Source organism: Streptococcus sp. HMSC10E12 (assembly GCF_001807855.1).
Lineage (GTDB): Bacteria > Bacillota > Bacilli > Lactobacillales > Streptococcaceae > Streptococcus > Streptococcus salivarius.
Genome location: NZ_KV791121.1, coordinates 21,509 through 42,941, shown reverse-complemented (window position 1 = coordinate 42,941; position 21,433 = coordinate 21,509). Strand labels below are relative to the sequence as shown.

19 protein-coding genes and 1 other annotated feature are annotated in these 21,433 nt (G+C 37.2%); of the genes, 4 read left to right on the top strand and 15 right to left on the bottom strand.

Translation table 11 applies throughout. The annotated features are described in order from the left end of the window. The 13 genes from mnmG to yfmF all read right to left on the bottom strand — a co-directional run bounded on the left by mnmG (position 1) and on the right by yfmF (position 14,014). A complete protein-coding gene (gene mnmG / locus HMPREF3112_RS10115; RefSeq protein WP_002885840.1) occupies positions 1-1,902 on the bottom strand; it encodes a tRNA uridine-5-carboxymethylaminomethyl(34) synthesis enzyme MnmG in 1,902 nt (633 codons plus the stop codon). Between the two features lie 180 nt (positions 1,903-2,082). Continuing rightward, positions 2,083-2,694 (bottom strand): MarC family protein, encoded by a 612-nt coding sequence (locus HMPREF3112_RS10110; protein ID WP_021144748.1) that lies wholly within the window; start codon positions 2,692-2,694, stop codon positions 2,083-2,085. Between the two features lie 27 nt (positions 2,695-2,721). Further along, positions 2,722-3,843 (bottom strand): tRNA 2-thiouridine(34) synthase MnmA, encoded by a 1,122-nt coding sequence (gene mnmA, locus HMPREF3112_RS10105; RefSeq protein WP_037611163.1) that lies wholly within the window; start codon positions 3,841-3,843, stop codon positions 2,722-2,724. Positions 3,844-3,987: 144 nt separating this feature from the next. Continuing rightward, positions 3,988-5,697 (bottom strand): glycosyltransferase family protein, encoded by a 1,710-nt coding sequence (locus HMPREF3112_RS10100; RefSeq protein WP_070439659.1) that lies wholly within the window; start codon positions 5,695-5,697, stop codon positions 3,988-3,990. Between the two features lie 107 nt (positions 5,698-5,804). Continuing rightward, on the bottom strand, positions 5,805-6,500 hold the full coding sequence (locus HMPREF3112_RS10095; protein ID WP_048676465.1) for a transglycosylase SLT domain-containing protein: 696 nt from the start codon (positions 6,498-6,500) through the stop codon (positions 5,805-5,807). A 183-nt stretch (positions 6,501-6,683) separates the two neighbouring features. Next, the gene (locus HMPREF3112_RS10090) at positions 6,684-7,265 is read right to left on the bottom strand and encodes an aggregation-promoting factor (RefSeq protein ID WP_002885621.1); all 582 of its coding nucleotides are present in this window, start codon (positions 7,263-7,265) and stop codon (positions 6,684-6,686) included. A gap of 300 nt (positions 7,266-7,565) precedes the next feature. Continuing rightward, positions 7,566-8,360 (bottom strand): energy-coupling factor transporter transmembrane component T family protein, encoded by a 795-nt coding sequence (locus HMPREF3112_RS10085; RefSeq protein WP_022496149.1) that lies wholly within the window; start codon positions 8,358-8,360, stop codon positions 7,566-7,568. Continuing rightward, on the bottom strand, positions 8,353-9,195 hold the full coding sequence (locus HMPREF3112_RS10080; protein ID WP_048676461.1) for an energy-coupling factor transporter ATPase: 843 nt from the start codon (positions 9,193-9,195) through the stop codon (positions 8,353-8,355). The genes HMPREF3112_RS10085 and HMPREF3112_RS10080 overlap by 8 nt, the downstream gene beginning before the upstream one ends. Further along, positions 9,171-10,001, bottom strand: coding sequence for an energy-coupling factor ABC transporter ATP-binding protein (locus HMPREF3112_RS10075; protein WP_002885731.1), 831 nt, complete (start codon positions 9,999-10,001; stop codon positions 9,171-9,173). Before HMPREF3112_RS10075 ends, HMPREF3112_RS10080 begins: the two co-directional genes overlap by 25 nt. A 12-nt stretch (positions 10,002-10,013) precedes the next feature. Continuing rightward, positions 10,014-10,556: a CDP-diacylglycerol--glycerol-3-phosphate 3-phosphatidyltransferase gene (pgsA, locus tag HMPREF3112_RS10070; RefSeq protein WP_048676458.1), complete on the bottom strand. Its 543-nt coding sequence runs from the start codon at positions 10,554-10,556 to the stop codon at positions 10,014-10,016. A gap of 12 nt (positions 10,557-10,568) precedes the next feature. Further along, positions 10,569-11,426 carry a helix-turn-helix domain-containing protein gene (locus HMPREF3112_RS10065; protein ID WP_048676456.1) on the bottom strand — a complete coding sequence of 286 codons (858 nt, stop codon included), beginning with the start codon at positions 11,424-11,426 and terminating at the stop codon, positions 10,569-10,571. 58 nt (positions 11,427-11,484) lie between these two features. Continuing rightward, positions 11,485-12,762 (bottom strand): EF-P 5-aminopentanol modification-associated protein YfmH, encoded by a 1,278-nt coding sequence (gene yfmH, locus HMPREF3112_RS10060; protein WP_048676454.1) that lies wholly within the window; start codon positions 12,760-12,762, stop codon positions 11,485-11,487. Between the two features lies 1 nt (position 12,763). Continuing rightward, complete coding sequence (gene yfmF / locus HMPREF3112_RS10055) at positions 12,764-14,014, bottom strand: EF-P 5-aminopentanol modification-associated protein YfmF (RefSeq protein WP_070439657.1); 1,251 nt, start codon at positions 14,012-14,014, stop codon at positions 12,764-12,766. Positions 14,015-14,091: 77 nt separating this feature from the next. Here yfmF and yaaA point away from each other — a divergent pair, with 77 nt between their 5' ends. After that, positions 14,092-14,469, top strand: coding sequence for a S4 domain-containing protein YaaA (yaaA, locus tag HMPREF3112_RS10050; protein ID WP_038676929.1), 378 nt, complete (start codon positions 14,092-14,094; stop codon positions 14,467-14,469). Between the two features lie 2 nt (positions 14,470-14,471). Beyond that, a complete protein-coding gene (gene recF, locus HMPREF3112_RS10045; protein ID WP_048676448.1) occupies positions 14,472-15,572 on the top strand; it encodes a DNA replication/repair protein RecF in 1,101 nt (366 codons plus the stop codon). Between the two features lie 179 nt (positions 15,573-15,751). Here recF and guaB read toward each other — a convergent pair whose 3' ends face one another. Both guaB and trpS read right to left on the bottom strand, forming a co-directional pair. Next, complete coding sequence (gene guaB / locus HMPREF3112_RS10040) at positions 15,752-17,233, bottom strand: IMP dehydrogenase (protein ID WP_048676445.1); 1,482 nt, start codon at positions 17,231-17,233, stop codon at positions 15,752-15,754. A gap of 178 nt (positions 17,234-17,411) precedes the next feature. Next, entirely contained in the window at positions 17,412-18,434 is a 1,023-nt protein-coding gene (gene trpS, locus HMPREF3112_RS10035; protein ID WP_048676442.1) for a tryptophan--tRNA ligase, read from the bottom strand. 44 nt (positions 18,435-18,478) lie between these two features. Then, positions 18,479-18,718: a binding site (T-box leader), on the bottom strand. Between the two features lie 144 nt (positions 18,719-18,862). Between trpS and HMPREF3112_RS10030 the strand changes: the two genes are divergently transcribed. Both HMPREF3112_RS10030 and HMPREF3112_RS10025 read left to right on the top strand, forming a co-directional pair. Then, a complete protein-coding gene (locus tag HMPREF3112_RS10030) occupies positions 18,863-19,735 on the top strand; it encodes a YitT family protein (RefSeq protein ID WP_002883963.1) in 873 nt (290 codons plus the stop codon). Between the two features lie 66 nt (positions 19,736-19,801). Then, a complete protein-coding gene (locus HMPREF3112_RS10025; protein WP_070439656.1) occupies positions 19,802-21,424 on the top strand; it encodes an ABC-F family ATP-binding cassette domain-containing protein in 1,623 nt (540 codons plus the stop codon). Positions 21,425-21,433: the final 9 nt, after the last annotated feature.

The following is a 21,433-nucleotide window of genomic DNA, read 5'->3' as shown; positions in this document are numbered from 1 at the left end:
TTAGTCTACTTTCCTGCGGGCCTTATTATTACCTTCAAGATAAACCATCAAAATTGAGATATCTGCTGGGTTGACCCCTGAAATACGACTCGCTTGACCAATGGTCTCAGGATTGATTTTCTTAAATTTTTGACGAGCTTCGGTAGCAATGGAATCAATAGCATCCCAATCAATATTTTTCGGAATCCTCTTTTCTTCCATACGCTTCATCTTAGCTACTTGATCCAAAGCTTTATTGATATAACCTTCGTACTTGATTTCGGTCTCAAGCAACTCTATAATCTTAGCGTCCAAATCTTCTGCAGCTGGGCCCACAAACTGAGTAGCTGTGGCGTAATCAATCTCTGGTCTACGCATAAACTCTTTAGCTGTCATGGCATCTGTCAATGGCTTAAAGCCTAGAGCTTGAATTTTTTCATTCGTTTCTTTAATAGGTTTTAATTTTTCTTTTGACAGACGTGTCAACTCGCTGTCAAACTGATTTTTCTTAATTTCAAAGATACTCCAACGTTCATCGTCAACCAAACCAACTTCTCGACCAATAGGTGTCAAGCGCATGTCAGCATTATCATGACGTAATATGAGACGATACTCTGCGCGTGATGTCAATAAACGATATGGCTCCAAAGTTCCTTTCGTGACAAGATCGTCAATCATTACACCAATATAGGCATCACTACGTTTGAGAATAAGCTCAGGTTTACCTTGAACTTTAAGAGCCGCATTGATACCAGCAACTAGACCTTGACCTGCTGCCTCCTCGTATCCAGAAGTTCCGTTGGTCTGTCCTGCTGTAAAGAGACCTGAAATCAACTTCGTTTCAAGTGTTGCACGTAGTTGATGAGGGAGCACGATATCATATTCAATCGCATAACCAGTTCGCATCATCTCTGCCTTTTCGAGGCCTTTAATTGAGTGAATCAACTCTTTTTGAACATCTTCTGGCAGACTAGTCGACAGGCCTTGCACATAGACTTCTTCAGTCTCTCTTCCTTCAGGTTCAAGGAAAAGTTGATGGCGATTCTTATCGGCAAATCGGACAATTTTATCTTCAATTGATGGACAATAACGAGGTCCTACACCCTTGACAATACCTGAAAACATTGGGGCACGGTGCAAATTATTATTGATAATATCGTGGCTCTCTTGATTCGTATAAGTTAGCCAACAAGGAATTTGATCCTGAAGATAATCTTCATCCTTCGACAAGAATGAAAAATGATTCGGCTTTTCGTCACCTGGTTGAATTTCAGTTTCTTCGTAATTAATTGATGATGCCTTGACACGAGGAGGGGTCCCTGTTTTAAATCTTCCTATCTCAAGGCCAAGATCCCTCAAGTTATCTGCCAATGTAACAGATGCAAGACTGTTATTAGGACCTGAAGAATATTTGAGCTCACCTAGGATAATTTCACCGCGCAAAGCCGTTCCTGTTGTTACAACAACCGCTTTAGCTCCATATTTTTGATTTGTGGCTGTTCTTACACCAACTACCTTACCATCTTCAACAAGAATTTCATCAACCATGGACTGACGGAGAGTCAGGTTTTCCTGACGCTCAACTGTATGCTTCATTGTCATAGCATACAAGGCTTTATCGGCTTGTGCACGTAAAGCTCTGACAGCAGGTCCCTTACCGGTATTCAACATTTTCATCTGAATATAAGTTTTATCAATATTTTTACCCATCTCTCCACCAAGGGCATCAATCTCACGGACAACAATCCCCTTGGCAGATCCCCCAATAGAAGGATTACATGGCATAAAAGCCAACATCTCTAGGTTAATAGTCGCTAATAAAACCTTACATCCCATGCGGGCTGCAGCTAAGCTAGCTTCCACACCAGCGTGACCAGCACCAACAACAATTACATCAAAATTTTCATCAAACTCGTAAGACATTTTTTAGATTTATGCAGTGATTTACAATCAACTGCCCATCCTTTCCTTGTTTTTTCCTACAAAAATAGCCAAAACTCCAGAAAACTGTACGCAAAAACGCACAATTCTCATGAGCTTTGACCATCATGACTATTGTTAAAGTTATTTTATCAAATCAAATCGTTTTGTCAATGAAAATCACTATTTAATCAAGGTCTGAACACTGACGATAATCATCTGTATACCTATGGAGAATAGTAAAAGTCCCATCATTTTCGTTATAATTTTCATCAAATTTTCTCCCAAGAAGCCTGCAATTTGCTTTGCACTTCTTAACAGGAGATAAGTGATGACACATAGTAGAGCAAAAGCAACTACGGTTATCAGTTGATTCTGCAAACCTCCATTAGCCAGACTTAAAGCAGTTGTAATTGTACCTGGTCCTGCAAAAAGTGGCATTGCAAGAGGAGAAATAGCAATAGACATTGGGTCTGAATTTACTGCTTGCTGCTCCATTCCTTTATAGCTAGGTGAATGATTACCATTAATCATATGATAACCGATAACAGCCACTAATATTCCGCCAGCAATTCTGAAAGAAACAATTGTAATTCCAAATACTTTAAAAATGAAATCTCCTGAAAAGATAAAAACAGTTATAATAACAAAGGCAATCAAAAGACTCCTAAAAGCAATTTTTCGTGAAATTTTTTGACTATCATCTGCTACTAAAGCCATGTAAGCAGGAAGATTTGAAATTGGGTTCATTATAGCGAAAAATGCCATAAATGCATAAAAAAATTGAGAACTCATCGTTTTTACTTAACTCCTTAACTCCAGTTAGATATACTGACAAACTTTTCCGTCTTTATACGCTTGGTCAATAATACCGCCGCCCAAACATTCCTGACCATCATAGAAAACAACGGCTTGACCAGGTGTAATAGCACGCTGAGGTTCAGCAAAAATAACCTCTGCTTTATCACCCTTAACCTTTACAGTAACTTTACTATCAGGTTGACGATAACGGAATTTTGCTGTGCATTCCATTTCAAATTCTTCTGACATATCTCGAGTAAAGTGAATCATTGAAGCGTCAAGTGAAGTTGACATCAATGACTCATGGTGGAAACCTTGACCTACGTAAAGAATATTTTTAGAAAGATCTTTCCCTACTACAAACCAAGGAGCATTATCTCCGCCTTTTTGGCCACCAATACCCATACCACCACGTTGACCAATGGTATAATACATGAGTCCGTTGTGTTCACCCATATCACGACCATCTACAGTCATCATACGACCTTTTTGAGCTGGTAAGTATTGACTAAGAAACTCTTTAAAGTTTTTTTCACCAATAAAACAAATGCCTGTTGAATCTTTTTTCTTGGCTGTTGCAAGACCTGCACGTTCAGCAATCTCACGAACTTCTGGCTTTTGTAGATGTCCTAAAGGAAACATCGTTTTCTGCAACTGCTCTTGCGAAAGTTGACTAAGGAAGTAGGTTTGATCTTTATTGTTATCTGCACCACGCAACATATGGACAATGCCGTCTTCATCGCGAACAACTTGAGCGTAATGTCCTGTAGCCACATAATCCGCTCCCAATGTCATCGCATAATCTAAGAAAGCCTTAAACTTGATTTCCTTATTACACATAACGTCTGGATTAGGGGTACGGCCTGCACGGTACTCTGCTAAGAAATACTCAAATACACGATCCCAGTACTCTTTTTCAAAGTTGACAGAGTAATAGGGGATACCAATCTGATCAGCTACTGCTGCTACATCTTTATAATCTTCGGTTGCTGTACACACACCAAATTCATCTGTGTCATCCCAGTTTTTCATGAAAACACCGATTACATCATAACCTTGCTCTTTTAAAAGTAAGGCTGTTACTGATGAATCAACGCCACCACTCATACCGACAACAACACGTGTTTTTGAATTATCAGTCATAGATAACTCCTCCCATCAAATAAAAATTAACATAGACTTGAAGGGTCTAGTTATTCAAATATCGATTTGAAGGTCGATTTTGAAGCGTAAAAGCACGCAAGCTTAATTATATCATGATTAAAGAATAATGCAAAAAGGTTACCACTAGGCAACCTTTTTGATACTTATTTTTGTGTAAAGCCACTGTAAACCTATTACTACCAAGACTATTATTGGAATCAATAACGCTACAAATAGCCATCCTGGCTCCTTATAACTTAATAAAAGTTTATTTTGTCCTTCTTGTGAGGAAACGGTCGGTGTACCAATCGTTGACAAGTCATAGTCATCCTTGTCTAGTTCTTTACCATTTAGTGTCAAGATAGAATCTTTATAGACAACTATCGGTAGATTCAGTTCCTCCCCATCAGCAGCCTGCCAAGTTAATACAAGATAACCATCTTCGAGTAGCTTTTCTGCCTTCTGATTCGTAACGATATTTTCGTAATAAAGATCATAAGTGTTCTGCTTACCTATTGTCCCATAAATAGGTACGTAATCTGGTGTGGGTTTGACAACTAAATTTAAAAACTGTGACAAGTCACTGTCATTCATGGTAAGACTTATCGTCTGATAATCTCCTTCAACGTAAGTATGTTTAACAATGGAAATAAGTTCACCATCTTGTGCCGCCGTTTTTACACGATCGGTAGTATCCATCATGTTCTGAATAAGACCAACACCCGCAAAGGCAAAGAGTAAAACAGCAATACTTTTTCGCCAGTTTACAAATCGCGTGACCGTTAACCCCGTAATTGCTAAAAGTAAAATAGTGGCAGGAACAAAGAATCTAAATGGAAATTGAATCAGTTCAGCAAATGTATTTCCATTTTCTACTAGATACTGCCACGGAAAAAGACCTGTCGACAAGAAGAAGAAGACAAAATAAATAAAATGTAGTATTTTTTTCCATCTAGCAAATTTCTTCCAATTCAAAACAGCGTAAAGAAACTGTAAAATGAGTAACACCATTAAAGAAATTGGAGTATATAGCCAGTATCTTGCTGTTCCATCTATCCCATTCTTACCTATTTCTCTATTTATAAATGGATCTAAGAGATGATTAGTCCCTCTCAAATATAGGAGTACTAACCAGACATTGACAGTCAGTAAGAGGAACAAAATGACTGCTATAAGGACTTGTACGAAGGTTTCCTTTTTCTTAGCTATAGGAGACTTTACAAAAGTGTAAAGATAAAAAGGAAGATACATCATCACTAATATCAAAGCACTGAGTACGTGAACCTGAAAAATCAATGCCATAGATAAGGCAAGTCTAATTGGTTCTACTTTTTGATAAAAGACATAGTGAATTGCCGGAATAAAACAAAAAGGTAGTAATGCTGCTCCCCAACTAGAGAAACCCTGACGCATCGTCCAGTATTGGATAGAGAATGTTGTCGCATAGAGTAAACCTAGTGACAAGGCAATGTTTGTCTTAACTTTACACTGCTTGAGCAAGGCATACATTGAGGACTCAGCTAGTATATGTAGTAATACCCTTGACACAATCTGATAACGAAACCAAGTGCGACTTATTAAAATAAGCCCTCCTTGTAAATAGGCAAAAAAAGGACCGTAAAGAGCATTGACAATGCGGCCTGACTGTTGGAATCCATATAAAGATAAAAAGTAAGAAAAGTTACCATTTTTTAGTTGCATAGCAGCTTCATAGAACCTGTTATAGTGAAAGATGGAATCTGAACCTAAAATGACTTTTCTTGTAAATAGTTGTGGTGTAACCAATAACACAGCAAAAGCTATAATAATAAGAGAAACCCACAACTTTTCTCTTAATTTAAAAATTTGTTTCATTGCTATACCTTTCATTCCTATTATAACAAAAAGCTCTATAAAACATATTACCTACATCCAAATTAAAAAGCTGAGAGTATGCTCCCAACTTCTATTAATATTTAATATTAGTAATTCCAAGCTGACAAACCTTGTGCGTTATAGGCATTCAAGGCTGATTGAATTTGATCCTCAACTGTTGCAGTAGAGCCCCATCCAGGCATTGTTTGAAAAAGACCTGATGCACCTGAACCATTTGCTGCAGTATGATCACCATTTGACTCACGCGCAATAATTGACTCCCAAGTTGACTGAGGAACACCAGTAGCTGCTGCCATCTGTGCCGCTGCATAAGAACCAACTTCTCCTGCAGTGTTACCATTTGAGAGAACAACTGACCCGCTACCAGTTGCAGCAACCGAAGGAGCTGTTCCAGTATTTTGAGTCGACGTAGTATCAGTATTCGTTGAAACAGCGCTTGTAGTAGTATCTAACTGAGACTTTTCAGCTGCTTCTACCGATTCTCCTGTTGTTTCTGACTGAGGCTTACTTTCTTCAACCTTTTCTTTGTTAGCTTTATTCTCTTTGCTTGAGCTAATTTCTGTTGATTTAACTAAATCTGCTGTCGATTCTGACGTTGTTGATGCTGTTGAAGGTGCTGGGGTAACAGAATCTGAAAATGCATTAACCAACCCTTTATTAATTAGTGTAGAAAGTGATACTGCCAAAATGACAATAAAACTTGTTACAATTGCTACTGGTACCGCCAATGATTTCTTCGCTGCTAATTTGATACGGCGTCCCTTATAACTTTTTTTTAACATAAATCCCTCCTAGTTAATTCTAGTTACATTCATCATAACTTAGTAATATTACTGCCGATTATTTGTATTATGTCTAATGTTACAATGATTTATCATTTTAATAAAAAAATGCCAAGAATCTGGCATTTTCCCCTTATTTGTATGAGGTTTTACAAGTTTTCCTCATAAGGCAGTAATAATGATTTAGTACCAACCATTAGCATTCCAGAAAGCAAGAGCTGCTGTCCATGAACCATAACGGCTTGCTACATAATTATCTGCTACCTTTTCTTGATTTTCAGGAGACAAGTCTCCGTTCAAATATGATGATGCTAATTGGTAACGTCCATAATATTGCCCATTTTGAGCTGTATAGCTACCGCTTGACTCACGTTGTGCGATTTCTTCTTTGGCAGCTGCCTCTGAAGAAGAAAGATTTGTATTGGTTGCTTGAGTATCTTCACTTTGTGTAGACTCTGTTGATTGTGTTGATTCAGCAGCTGCTTCTGTTGTAGCTGTTGTAGCTGAAGGTTCTGTAGTCTCTTCAGTTGTTTCATTAATTGTTAAGTTTTGACCAATAGAAATCTTATTGGCGTCTTGAATACCGTTTTTTGAAACGATTTCATCTACGGTCGTACCATTTTTCTTAGCAATAGCTGAAAGTGTATCGCCTTTTTGAACTGTGTAAGTTTCTGCATTAGCTAAAGCTGTTGCCCCAAGTGTTGCTACTGTAACAAGTCCAAAAAGACCTAATTTTTTAGTGTTAGATGTATTCTTTTTTTGCATGATGATGCTCCTTTATCTATTTATAGTCCAATCCATATTAGTCAAAGATTTTAAGTTATTTTATTGTTTATGACTAATAGGTAAATCAACTGGCTTACTCTATACAGGGATTTCTCAATCCAGATTAAGCTGAAGAACTATAACCATGTATCTATGATACCTTGGAAATATAACATCCCCTTGTTAGGGATATTAAAAATATTACAAGTAGGTTGGGATTAGACGAAAAAAGAACGCCTACGTGGGCGTCCATCTATAACTTCTAGGTCTTAAGACCTAGTTTTTATTTATCTCAACGAGTTAACTCTTAAGATAAAAAAGCATTAATCCTAAAGCTAAAATAGCAATAATTGATAAGGTATCTCGACCATTCCATGAAAGTCGACGATATTTTGTTCGTCCTTCACCACCTTGATAGCCTCGTGCTTCCATAGCAATCGCCAGAGCATCTGCTCGTTTAAAGCTTGATGCAAACAAAGGAATTAAAATAGGTATTATTGACCGTACCTTTTGAATAATATTTCCTTCACCAAAGTCAACACCACGCGCCTTTTGAGCATTCATAATACGAGTCGTATCATCCATCAAAGTTGGTACAAAACGTAGACTCAAAGATAGCATTAAACCAATTTCATGTGCTGGCACTCTGAAAACAGTAAGAGGTTTTAAAAGTGATTCAACTGCATCAGATAAACTTAAAGGTGTTGTCGTTAGAGTAAGTAGGGTGGAAAAACTAATAATGAGGATAAATCTAAGGAATATCATCCAACCTTGATTTAAACCGACTTCCGTAATCTTTAAAAAGCCGATAGACCAAAGCACACTCCCTTTTGTATTGAAGAAAACTTGAAATAGGGTAGAAAATAAAATAATCCAAATCATTGGTTTGATTCCACCTAAAAAGAAACCAAGTTTTATTTTAGACAAGAAAACCAAGAAAAGTGTAAATAAAGTTATTACAGCATAAGTTAAAGGATTATTAGCCCAAAAGATAATAACAATATAAATCAACATGGCTAATAATTTACTTCTAGGATCTAATCGGTGTATAAAAGAGTCCCCAACAATATAACGTCCAATAATTAACTTATCCATGCGACACCACCTCTACGAATTCCTCGATTGTAATAGGGAGACTTTCAAATTGATAACCTTTTTCTTGTAGCTGTAGCGCAAACTCTGTGATTTTAGGAACACCTAACTGCTTTTCTTTAAGAAAAGTAACCTTTTGAAAAACATCTTTAGGAGCTCCTGACAACACTAGTTGCCCTTTTTCCATAACATTCACAGCTGTCGCATAATCGGCAACATCATCCATCAAGTGGGTTACTAAAACAATCGTCATTCCAGAAAGATGTAACTCCTTAAAGAGAGACATCAATTCCTTCCGGCCCTGTGGATCTAGACCGGCAGTTGGTTCATCCAGCACTAGAATATCTGGTTGCATAGCTAGAATCCCTGCGATGGCAACACGTCGCATTTGTCCCCCTGATAAATCAAAAGGATTCTGTCCATGAAACTCTTCCGGGAGTCCAACTAATTTTAGACTTTCAATAGCACGTTGTTCTGCTTCTTCCTTAGAAACTCCGAAATTTTGAGGTCCAAAGGCAACATCTTCTAAAACAGTTTCTGCAAATAACTGACTTTCTGGAAATTGGAAAACTAAACCTACCTTCTTACGAACTGGTTTTATGTCCTTATTCTTTGATTGACTGGTTATGATCGTATCATCAACTTGAACCTGACCACTAGTGGGTAAATAAAGGCCATTCAAGAGCTGCATAATAGTAGATTTACCACTTCCTGTATGTCCAATAAAGGCCGTATATGAACCATCTTTTATCGTCGTCGTCATATCAAAAAGGGCACGCCCCTCAAAAGGAGTACCCGCTTGATAGATATAACTTACATTTTTGAGAGAGATTCCCATAGTTGTTCTACCAATTCCTTTTCTGTCAGATAGTCTTCACAATCTATCAGACCTTTATTTCTTAGCTTTTGAGTTAATAATGCACTAAAAGGGATATCTAAACCTAAGTCAACTAACTCTGAGCCTCTACTAAATAGTTCACGAGGACTTGAAACAGACTCCACTTTACCTTTTTTCAAAACCAAAACACGGTCACTCAAAGCGACCTCATCGAGATCATGAGTAATTGATAAAACAGTCATTCCGTATTCTTTACGAATAGCTTTAATAGATTGAATCAATTCCTGGCGACCTTCCGGGTCAAGCATGCTAGTTGCCTCATCCAAAATCAAAATAGATGGTCTCATAGCTACAATACCTGCGATAGCCACACGTTGTTTTTGGCCTCCAGATAATCTAGCTGGCTCTCTATCCTTAAATTCTGACATTCCCACAAATTCCAGAGCCTCTTGAACTCTTGAAGCCATTTCTTCATAGGGAACACCTTTATTTTCAAGACCAAAAGCAACATCATCTTCAACAGTTGCCCCAACAAATTGATTATCTGGATTTTGAAAGACCATACCAATCTTATCACGGATATCCCAGACATTGTCTTCTGTTAATTCTTGACCATCAACAATAATCTGCCCAGACTCTGCCACTAATAGTCCGTCAATAAGACGTGCTGTCGTGGATTTTCCAGAACCATTATGCCCTACAATGGATAACCATTCCCCACGTTTCACGTGAAACGATACATCATCAAGAATATAGGATGGTTGATCTTGATGATATTTAAACTTTAAATTTTTTATTTCAATCATTGATTTATCGTACTATTTGAAAGTATCCTTAAATAAGAAACCTGCACCTTTGAAATAATCATAGCCTGAGTAAATTGTAAAGAACAAAGCAATATAAAGCATAATTGTTCCTACAAAATGCAGATGACACAATAATAGAATAATAGATAACATCTGGGTCACTGTCTTAATCTTACCAGGCATAGCTGCAGCGAGAACTGTACCACCGTTCTCCACTAATAAAAGACGAAGACCTGTGACTGCAAGCTCACGACAGATAATAACTGAAACCACCCAGGCTGGCGCTTGATTAATACCGACTAACATAATAAATGCTGACATCACTAGCATCTTATCTGCCAATGGATCTGCAAATTTCCCAAAATTAGTAACAACATGCCATTTTCGTGCCAAATAGCCATCTAAATAATCTGTAATACTGGCAATAGCGAAGACAACCGCCGCAGCAATATGCATGACATTACTTGACGCAAGTGATGTCATCAGTAAAAAGATAGGAATCAAAATAATTCTAGCAAGTGTCAATAAATTAGGTAAATTTTCTTTTTTAAACATTTCTTCTCGATTCTATTGGATTCTTAATGTGAGGTAGCTAGGGGTATTTTTATCTAATTGAGATAAATCAAGTGACTCCCCATTTACCTTTAGAGTTACTTTTGAAGATTGAGCAATAATAATTTGAGTTGGTTTAGTTTTATCAGAAAAATCTAAAGAGTATTTTGAATTTTTCGTTTTTGAAAGGAGGTAACTCTCTGAAGTATCTGAGTTATCTACTGAAAACCATGTGTCATCACTATCTTTTGATAACTCCACATCTAAAACTACTGAAGAATTTACATTGGAGAAATCAACCATTAGTTGATTTCCTTGAGTTGTCGTTGTTACATTTGCCCCTGAAACGGTAACCTCAGAAATGCTTCGTGACGATTTAGCCTTACTAGCCGTTGATAGATGATTAACTGTAGAGATAGTATTCGGTTTTATCACATGAGGTTGATTAGAAAGATGTCTAATAATAATATAACCTACTGAACAAATGATAAGTAACGAAACCGCACTAAGAATTAGTAAAGGTAGATAGTTAGACTTTCTTTTTTCTTCACGTTTATGCTTTAAAAAGCGTGACATAGGAGCTTTGGTAGCTAAGCTTTCTTCCTTACGTTCAACTGTTTTCTTTTCTTTTTTTAGTTTTTGCTCGTTCTGTCTCTGCTCCTCAAACAGACGCTTTCCATCTAAACCAACCGAAGTGGCATACTTTTCAAGCGCTTCTTTCTGAATGTCCTCTGGCAAAGCTTTAAGTTGATCCATTTCCATAGCCAGAAGAAACTGAGCTTCTACTCCAGAAATTTTTTCTACATCATATAAACTTAATTCTTTCTTTATACGTGCTGCACGTAATTGCTCACCTAGAGAGTGTAACTTCATTTTTCCCCTTTCTAATATTCTTCTTTGTTTTCGTGTCTCTATTATAGCAAATAATCACTTATTTAGGGAAGACAACAAAATCGGTAATCTCTATATTTGAGAGATAGTGATTCAAAAAATCCTTCAAATCCTTGGAAGTAATGCTCATCAGTTCCTGACCAAAATCAAAGTATGTTTTATCATTCTCAAAATAAGCTAAATACTGACTTCCTAAATTCTGGATATTATCTAGACTACGTAAAAATTCACCATACAAAGCTTTCTTTTGCAAATCCAATGCTTCTTCCGTCAACAATCGTTTTTTATCTGCCGATGTCATCACCTGACGAATTAAACTTGACATACGAATCGGTTCTGCAGTGTCCATAGTCATAATGACAAATGAATATCGATTAGATACCTCGTATTCAATTGACACAGACTCGTCTATTTTTCCTTCAGCATACCAATTTTGATAATAAGGAGACGTCCAGCCAAACAGTAAATTGAACAATAACTGTACCAGTATGTTTTCTCTCATACGATTATCAGTAAAAGGAACACTCTTAAAACCAATGGCTAGTTTTGAGATGAATATCTCCATTTGGAGACTATCTAATTTTTGGATATCTGACTCAATGAGGTGCTTTTCTTTCTCGACTATTCTCTCAGGTGGTGTAAACTTACTTTGTTTTTCATTGACAAAAGTGTAAATATTTTCAACATCAAAATCGCCCACTAAGACGAGATGACAGCTTGCTGGTCTGTAAAAGCAATCAAAATTATCTTTTAAATCCTTTACAGTAATTTCTTCAATGCTATCAACACTTCCAGCAATGTCTTTATCTAATATAGTATTAGGATACAAACTTTGTAAACAACCTAGATAAGCTCTGTAGTCAGGATCATCCTGATACATATTTATTTCTTGTTCAATAATTCTTTTTTCATGGTTGACAGCATCTTCAGAACTTGTAAAGCTCGATGTAAACTTTAATAAAAGCTCTAAAGACTCCTCAAAGTGGTCAAGGGTAGAAAAATAATATGTTGTCTTCTCCAAGGTTGTAAAAGCATTGACATCAGCTCCAAGCTTGACAAAATCCAATGTCACATCCCTTCCCTGCTCATCCTCAAATAGCTTGTGTTCAAGAAAATGAGCAATACCTGCAGGGTAAGATTGTGACTCACCATCAATATAAAAGTGATTATCTAGCGCTCCAAAATTTGTTGACAAAAAGGCGGCTTTTTCTACAAATCCTTTTTTCTTAATGATTGATAAAGACATACCATTATCTAAAATTGCTGAATAAACTTCTTCATCAATTTTTTGATAATAACGTTTCTTCAAAGCAGCCATTCTAAGACACTCCTTCTAAAAAGAACAAACTCTGTAGCTTAACTTGACGTGCTACACGGCAAACATCTTTTTTAGTAACCTTCTCAATCTCATCTAACCAATTCTCCAATGAAAGACTTTTATCACCAAAAATCACCTTATTAAAACGTTGTTCCACTAATGTTAAGGCATGATCTTCAGAGAGTAGGGCATTCATTCGTATGATTTTTTTGGTTTGATTCAGGAGAGAACTTGAAAAACGTCCTAATTTAATGTAATTCAATTCTCTACTAATTCCTCGCATAGCCTGATTTCTATTAGATTTTTCAATTCCAGCGTAAACTTCCAGTAAACCTGTAAAGATATCAAATTGACTACTAATTGAATAAGCCAACCCTTCCTTTTCTCGAAGTGTTGTAAACAAGGCTGAATGGGCAAATTCACCGAACATGGCATTGAATACAATTAAAGCAAAGTAATCTTTATCTCCATATTGACACGGAAATTGGTACCCTAGCTGTAAAATAGATTGACTACTCTGTCTAGGATCTATCTTTTCTTTCACAACGTTGACATAAGGTTGACTATAGCTAAACTGTAAATCAACTTGACGTCCCTCCAAAGGAAAACGATGTAACGCTTGGAGTACTTGATAATCATCAAATTCTCCAACGATAAAGATATCAATACGATCTCTTGTCAACATGCTTTGAAATTCTTGATAAGCTGTAAACGAGGTCTCTACTTCAACAAGTTCTGCTTGACCATATTTGGGAACTTTCAATCCCTCGTTTACAAAATAAAGCTCTCTTCCTTTAACTTCACTGTAATAGTAATTATTCTCTGTATCAACGTCCAGGTAGGTCATTAAATTTTGTTTTTCTATGTCAAATACTTTATTTTGGTATTGAGCTACTCTTGACAGTGGCTTGTAAAGACACTCTTTCAAAAATCCTAGCACTTCCCAAAATAATCCTTCATTCGTAGGGATAAAAGCATCTTTCAGATATGTCAACTCGATGTCAACGCTATGTGTCAATCCTTTAGTTGACACTCTAGTTGACAACTGTGTTCCATAAAGAGAAGCTAGTCTCTCTTTAAAAGACTGTACTGTTGGATACGTCTGATTGGCTGTAGCCAACATTTGTGAAACTAGGGCTCGTTTAGCAATTGTTTGTTTATTCAAAGAACCTGTCATTCGAAAAACAATACGATTAGTTTTATATTTTTGTGTTGGAATGAAGTGTACATAGACACCATCAGCAATTTTCATTGATAACCTCTAAAAAGTTTATGCTTCCAATTATACCATTTTTATGCTATCTTATCTCAAGAGAAAGTTGAGGTACTATGGAATATAAATTATTTGATGAATACATCACACTGCAGGCACTTTTAAAAGAATTAAGTATCATTCATAGTGGCGGAGCTATAAAAGGTTTCTTGGCTAATAATACCGTTTTATTCAACGGTGAGGATGAAAAACGTCGTGGAAAAAAACTTCGTTATGGAGATGTTATTACCATTCCGTCTGAGGAACTTGAAATAACGATTGTAGCTCCAACGACAAATGAAATTGAAGAACATCAAAAAGAAGTCGCTGAAAAAGCACGTGTTGCTGCCATTGTTAAAAAAATGAATCAGGATAATAAAAAGAAACAAAAAGCACATCCGTCAAAAGAAAGCAATAAAACTAAACGACAACCCGTTCGTTTCCCAGGAACCTAACTATGTGGCTCGAAAAAATTGATATTCAACACTTTAGAAATTATACTGAAGCCTCTGTGAGCTTCTCACCTCATCTCAATATTTTTCTTGGTCGCAATGCCCAAGGAAAAACAAATATTCTTGAGGCCATCTATTTTCTAGCATTGACACGTAGTCATCGGACCCGTTCAGATAAAGAACTGATTCAATTTCAACAAAATACTCTCAAACTGAACGGCATCGTGCATCGTCATAGTGGGAAGCTACCTCTGGAAATCAGTTTATCTAATAAAGGACGCATAACAAAGGTTAACCACCTCAAACAAGCTAAATTATCCGATTATATCGGTCACATGACTGTGGTGCTATTTGCTCCTGAGGATTTACAACTTGTAAAAGGATCTCCAAGCCTGAGACGTAAATTTATAGATATTGATTTAGGACAGATTAAGCCTGTTTATCTCTCAGACTTATCAAGTTATAATCATGTACTCAAACAACGTAATGCCTATCTCAAATCTACTGACAATGTAGACATTAATTTCCTCTCAGTGTTAGATGAACAGCTTTCCGATTTTGGAGCACGAGTTATCGAACATAGACTAGAATTTATCAAGCAATTAGAGGAGGAGGCAGATAGACATCATAGTAACCTCTCAAATCAGATAGAGCGCCTTAAAATCTCCTACGAATCTAATATCCCACTGGAAAATAACAAAGTTATTCGCGAATCATTTTTAACCACGTTAAAGCAAAATCACAAAAGAGATATCTTCAAAAAGAACACTGGTGTTGGTCCACATAGGGATGATTTGACATTTTACATCAATGACATGAACGCATCTTTCGGCAGTCAGGGGCAGCAACGTAGCCTCATTCTTTCTTTAAAAATGGCTGAGATTGCTCTGATAAAAAAAGTAACAGGTGAATTTCCTATTCTTCTCCTCGATGATGTCATGAGTGAGCTTGACAATCACCGTCAACTTAAACTGTTAGAAAGTATTGACGAAGAGGTTCAAACCTTCATGACGACAACTTCACTTGATCATCTGAGTAACCTACCACCTGATTTAAAGACCTTCTTAGTTAAGAATGGTGATATTTATGAAAAACAAGTCGATTAAACGACTTGTTTTTCTATTTTTCGTGATTGACACATGTGACAATCGTCGCCCAATAAGTTGTCAACTTTTTTTCGTCCAACCCTCTACTGACGGTTTTAACCACGTAAACGTGATGTAAACTTATCGTAAACATCACTGTAAACAAAAAGTACTTACCTGAGATAAGTACTTTTTGTTTATTAATGAGCTGAGTAGTTAGGCGCCTCGTTGGTAATTTGAACATCATGAGGGTGACTTTCAATAAGCCCTGCACCTGACATTTCAACAAACTGAGCTTTGTCATGTAAAGCCTGGATATCTTCTGCACCTGTATAACCCATACCTGCACGGATACCGCCAATCAATTGGAATACGATATCAGCAGCAGAACCTTTATAAGCTACACGGCCTTCAATTCCTTCTGGAACAAGTTTATTCGCTTCGTTAACTGCACCTTGGAAGTAACGATCGCTTGATCCCTTCTTCATAGCTGCAATTGATCCCATACCACGGTAAGACTTGTATTTACGACCTTGAAAAATCTCAGTTTCACCTGGTGCTTCATCAGTACCAGCAAACATAGAACCAAGCATTACAGCATTACCACCTGCTGCAAGAGCTTTTACAATATCACCTGAGTATTTGATACCACCATCAGCAATAATTGTTTTTCCGTATTCACGCGCAACACTTGCAGCATCGTAAATAGCAGTGACTTGAGGAACACCTACACCCGCAACCACACGTGTTGTACAAATAGAACCTGGTCCGATACCTACTTTAACGACATCAACACCTGCTTCATAAAGTGCACGCGCACCTTCAGCTGTTGCAATATTTCCTGCAATCAAAGTACGATCTGGGAAGTGGGCACGAATTTCAGCAATTTTACGAAGAACACCTGCTGAATGACCATGTGCAGTATCAATGACAATAGCATCTGCGCCTGCTCCAAATAGAGCTTCTGCACGTTCAAAGGTATCAGAAGTAACCCCTACAGCACCTGCGACCAAAAGACGACCGAATTCATCCTTAGCTGCATTAGGAAACTCGATAACTTTTTCGATATCCTTAATAGTAATGAGTCCTGACAAACGACCTTCTTCATCAACTAGAGGTAGCTTTTCAATACGATGCTCATGAAGAATACTTTCAGCTGTTTCAAGATCTGTTCCAACTGGCGCAGTGACCAATTTTTCAGAAGTCATGTGTTCTGAAATTGGAGTATCGTAATTAGAGATAAAACGCATATCACGGTTTGTGATAATACCAACCAATTTACGATTTTCAAGTGTCTCAACAATTGGAACCCCTGAAATACGGTAACGTTGCATCAACTCTTCAGCTTCAGCAACTTTATTTTCAGGCGTTAAGAAGAATGGATCAATGATGACACCATTTTCAGAGCGCTTTACTTTTCGAACTTCTTCAGCTTGTTCCGCAATAGACATATTTTTGTGAATGACACCCAAACCACCTGCACGAGCAATTGAGATAGCCATCTTACTATCTGTTACCGTATCCATGGCTGCAGTGATAATTGGGATATTTAATGTCAAATTTTTAGCCAATTTCGTCTTCAAGTTGACGTTGTTTGGTAGAACATGACTTTCCGCAGGAATAAGCAATACGTCATCAAAAGTGTAACCTTTTTTCAAGAATTTAGTGTCCCAATTTGACATTATAATCGTCCTCTTTTCTCAAAGTTTTGAGGTACAGAAACCCCAGTCTATTTTTTAATTGATAATATCATATCATGCTAAAATGATTTGTCAACAGATTTCGCATAAGATTCTAAGAAAACCTTTTTCCAAATAAAAATAGGGCCCCAGATTATCTTGAGTCCCTACTTTCTATTTCTTAGAAATAATTAATTCCCATTGCTTCTTTTACTTCTGCCAATGTTTGTCCAGCAACTTCACGCGCTGCTTGACTACCTTTTTCAAGCATACGGAAAACTTCTCCCATATCCTTGGCATATTCTAAACGACGTTCACGAATTGGAGCTAACTCACGTTCTAAGATTTCTAGAAGATAACGTTTTGTCTTCACATCTCCTAAACCACCTCGTTGATAATGTTCTTTCATTTCAGCAATTGTAGTAGCATCCTCTTCGCGACCAAAGATATCAAGATAATGGAAAACCATATTACCTTCAATTTGGCCTGGATCTTCCACACGAATATGATTTGGATCCGTATACATGCTCATGACTTTTTTACGAACAGTGTCCTCATCATCTGAAAGGAAGATACCATTACCCAAGGATTTAGACATCTTAGCATTACCGTCTAGACCTGGAAGGCGTCCTGCAGCTTCATTTTCAGGGTAGATTCCCTCTGGCTCAACCAAAATATCACAATTATAAGTATGATTGAAGCTACGTGCAATTTCACGTGTCTGCTCAATCATTGGCTTTTGGTCATTACCTACAGGAACATAATTTGCTTTAAAGGCCGTGATATCAGCTGCCTGAGAAATTGGATAAACTAGAAAGCCTGTTGGAATCGATTCTCCGAAACCTTTTTGAGCAATTTCCGTCTTAACCGTTGGGTTACGCTCTAAACGTGCCAATGAAACTAGGTTCATATAATACATAGTCAACTCAGCCAACTCAGGAATCTGACTTTGAATGAAAATAGTTGACTTCGCTGGATCCAAACCTACAGAGAGATAATCTAAAGCAACATTCCTAATTGATTCTTTGATGATCTCTGACTCTTTTGCGTGATCCGTAAGAGCTTGCTGATCAGCCAAGAAGACAAACATGTTATATTTATCTTCGTTTTGTAAAAGGACACGATTTTTTAAACTACCAACATAGTGTCCTAGATGAAGTTTCCCTGTTGGACGGTCTCCCGTCAAAATAATAGGTTTCGTCATATAATTACCTCTCTAATACAAAAAAATCCCCACGCAAAAACATGCGTGAGGGCGTTAATCACTTTTGATACGCGGTACCACCTCAGTTGATAACTCTTTCTGAAGTTATCATCTCAAACCTTCTCAACAAAGAAGTTGCACGATAAGGGGTGCCAAACCTAACGTTTATGTGTTCACGTTAATTGTCAATTCTCTTCAGCCCATTCATCCCACCTTCATACTGGTTTTCAGCAACCACCAGCTCTCTATAAAAAAGGATAGAATTACTCTTCTGATGACTATTATTCTACATTGTTTTATCTATTTTTGTCAAGATTATGTTTCTAGTTTCACGTGAAACACAACCTCAGATACAACCAAAATAGTCATTACTTGACGGAAACTTAAAAAGACTTGATAATAAGAATATCATTTCTAGGAGATAATATATGAAACGTCGAATAATAGATATACTTTTAGTTACACTCGGTTCTTTTATTGCTGCGGTTGGCTATAACTCACTTTTAGTTAAGAATAATATTGCTTCAGGTGGTGTCGGAGGGCTAGCCATTAGTTTAAACGCCCTTTTTGGTTGGAATAATGCTAACTTCGTCTTAGCAACAACCATCCCTTTGTTAATTTTATGTTGGTTCTTTCTTGGTCGCGAAGTTCTCCTAAAAACCTTCTATGGGTCTCTTGTCTTCCCAACTTTTATTAAATTAACTGAGGGCTTACCTACACTCACCAAACAACCTTTGTTGGCTGCTATTTTTGGTGGGATTGTATTAGGTCTAGGACTAGGAATAGTCTTTTATGGAAATTCCTCAACTGGAGGAACTGGAATTATCACACAAATTCTCAACAAATATACGCCACTCCCACTAGGAATGGTACTACTTATTGTCGATGGAATCATTGTCGCAATCAGTGCTATTGCCTTTCCTCCTGATACTGTTATGTATTCCATTCTCTCACTTGGAGTTGTTTCTCTTACAATTGATAAAATGATGGTCGGACTCAATTCATCACGAAATCTTCTAATCATTTCGCAAAATAGTGAACAAATCCTAAACTACATCACTAGAGTGGCTGATCGAGGAGCAACAAAAATCCCAGTTCTTGGTGGACATACCGGACATGCACAAAATATGATTATGACTACCTTGTCAACTCATGAGGTTCCAAAAGTCCAAGAAGAAATCCAAAAAATAGATGAAACTGCCTTTATCGTCATTGTTCCTGCTTCTACAGTTATGGGACGTGGATTTAGCCTCCAAAAAGATTATCAAAGAGTTCCAAACGACTTTATTAATCCCTTATAAAATCAATTGAAATAAAGTCTAATTTCTCGTAAAATAGTAATTAAGAATAAAAATAAAGGATATTATATGCTTACTGTATCGGATGTATCGCTTCGCTTTAGCGATCGTAAACTTTTTGATGATGTTAATATTGCTTTCACACCTGGCAATACTTACGGTCTTATCGGTGCCAATGGTGCTGGTAAATCAACCTTTTTAAAAATTTTAGCTGGTGATATTGAACCAACTACTGGACACATCTCTCTTGGACCTGATGAACGTCTTTCTGTCCTTCGTCAGAACCACTTTGACTATGAAGAAGAACGTGTCATTGATGTTGTTATCATGGGGAATGAGCGCCTCTACGATATCATGAAAGAAAAAGATGCCATCTACATGAAAGAAGATTTTTCAGATGAAGATGGTGTTCGTGCTGCCGAATTAGAAGGTCTCTTTGCTGAATTAGGCGGTTGGGAAGCTGAAAGTGAGGCCTCTCAATTACTTCAAAATCTAAATATCTCAGAAGACCTCCACTATCAAAACATGAGTGAATTAGCTAATGGTGACAAGGTGAAAGTCCTCCTAGCAAAAGCACTCTTTGGTAAACCTGATGTACTTCTTCTTGACGAACCTACCAACGGTCTTGATATTCAGTCAATCTCTTGGCTTGAAGATTTCTTGATTGATTTTGAAAATACTGTTATTGTCGTATCCCATGACCGTCACTTCTTGAACAAGGTATGTACGCATATGGCCGACCTTGACTTTGGTAAAATCAAACTCTATGTTGGTAACTATGACTTCTGGAAACAATCTTCAGAATTAGCTGCTCGCTTGCAGGCTGACCGTAATGCCAAAGCAGAAGAAAAAATCAAAGAACTTCAAGAGTTCGTTGCACGTTTCTCTGCCAACGCTTCAAAATCTAAACAAGCGACTTCTCGTAAGAAAATGCTCGATAAAATTGAGCTAGAAGAAATCGTCCCATCAAGTCGTAAATATCCATTCATCAATTTCAAAGCAGAGCGTGAAATCGGTAATGACCTTTTAACAGTTGAAAATCTCACTGTTAAGATGGATGGTGAGACTATTCTTGACAACATTAGTTTCATCTTACGACCAGGAGATAAAACTGCCATCATCGGTCAAAACGATATTCAAACAACTGCATTGATTCGTGCTCTTGCCGGTGATATTGACTACGAAGGTACAATCAAATGGGGTGTTACTACTAGCCGTTCTTACCTTCCAAAAGATAATTCTAAGGAATTTGCCTCTGGTGAATCTATCCTTGAATGGCTTCGTCAATTCGCAGAAAAAGGTGAAGATGATGATACCTTCTTGCGTGGATTTCTTGGACGTATGCTCTTCTCAGGAGATGAGGTTAATAAATCAGTTAGTGTCCTCTCAGGGGGAGAAAAAGTACGTGTCATGCTTTCAAAACTCATGCTTTTGAAATCTAACGTCCTTCTTCTAGATGATCCTACTAATCACTTGGATTTGGAATCAATTTCAAGTCTAAATGATGGTGTCCGTGACTTCAAAGAGTCTGTTATCTTTGCCAGTCATGACCACGAGTTTATACAAACAATAGCGAACCACATCGTTGTCGTTTCAAAAAATGGGGTTATTGACCGTATTGATGAAACTTATGACGAATTCCTTGAAAATGAAGAAGTTCAAGCTAAAGTCAAAGATCTATGGGCTGATTAACTATAAAAA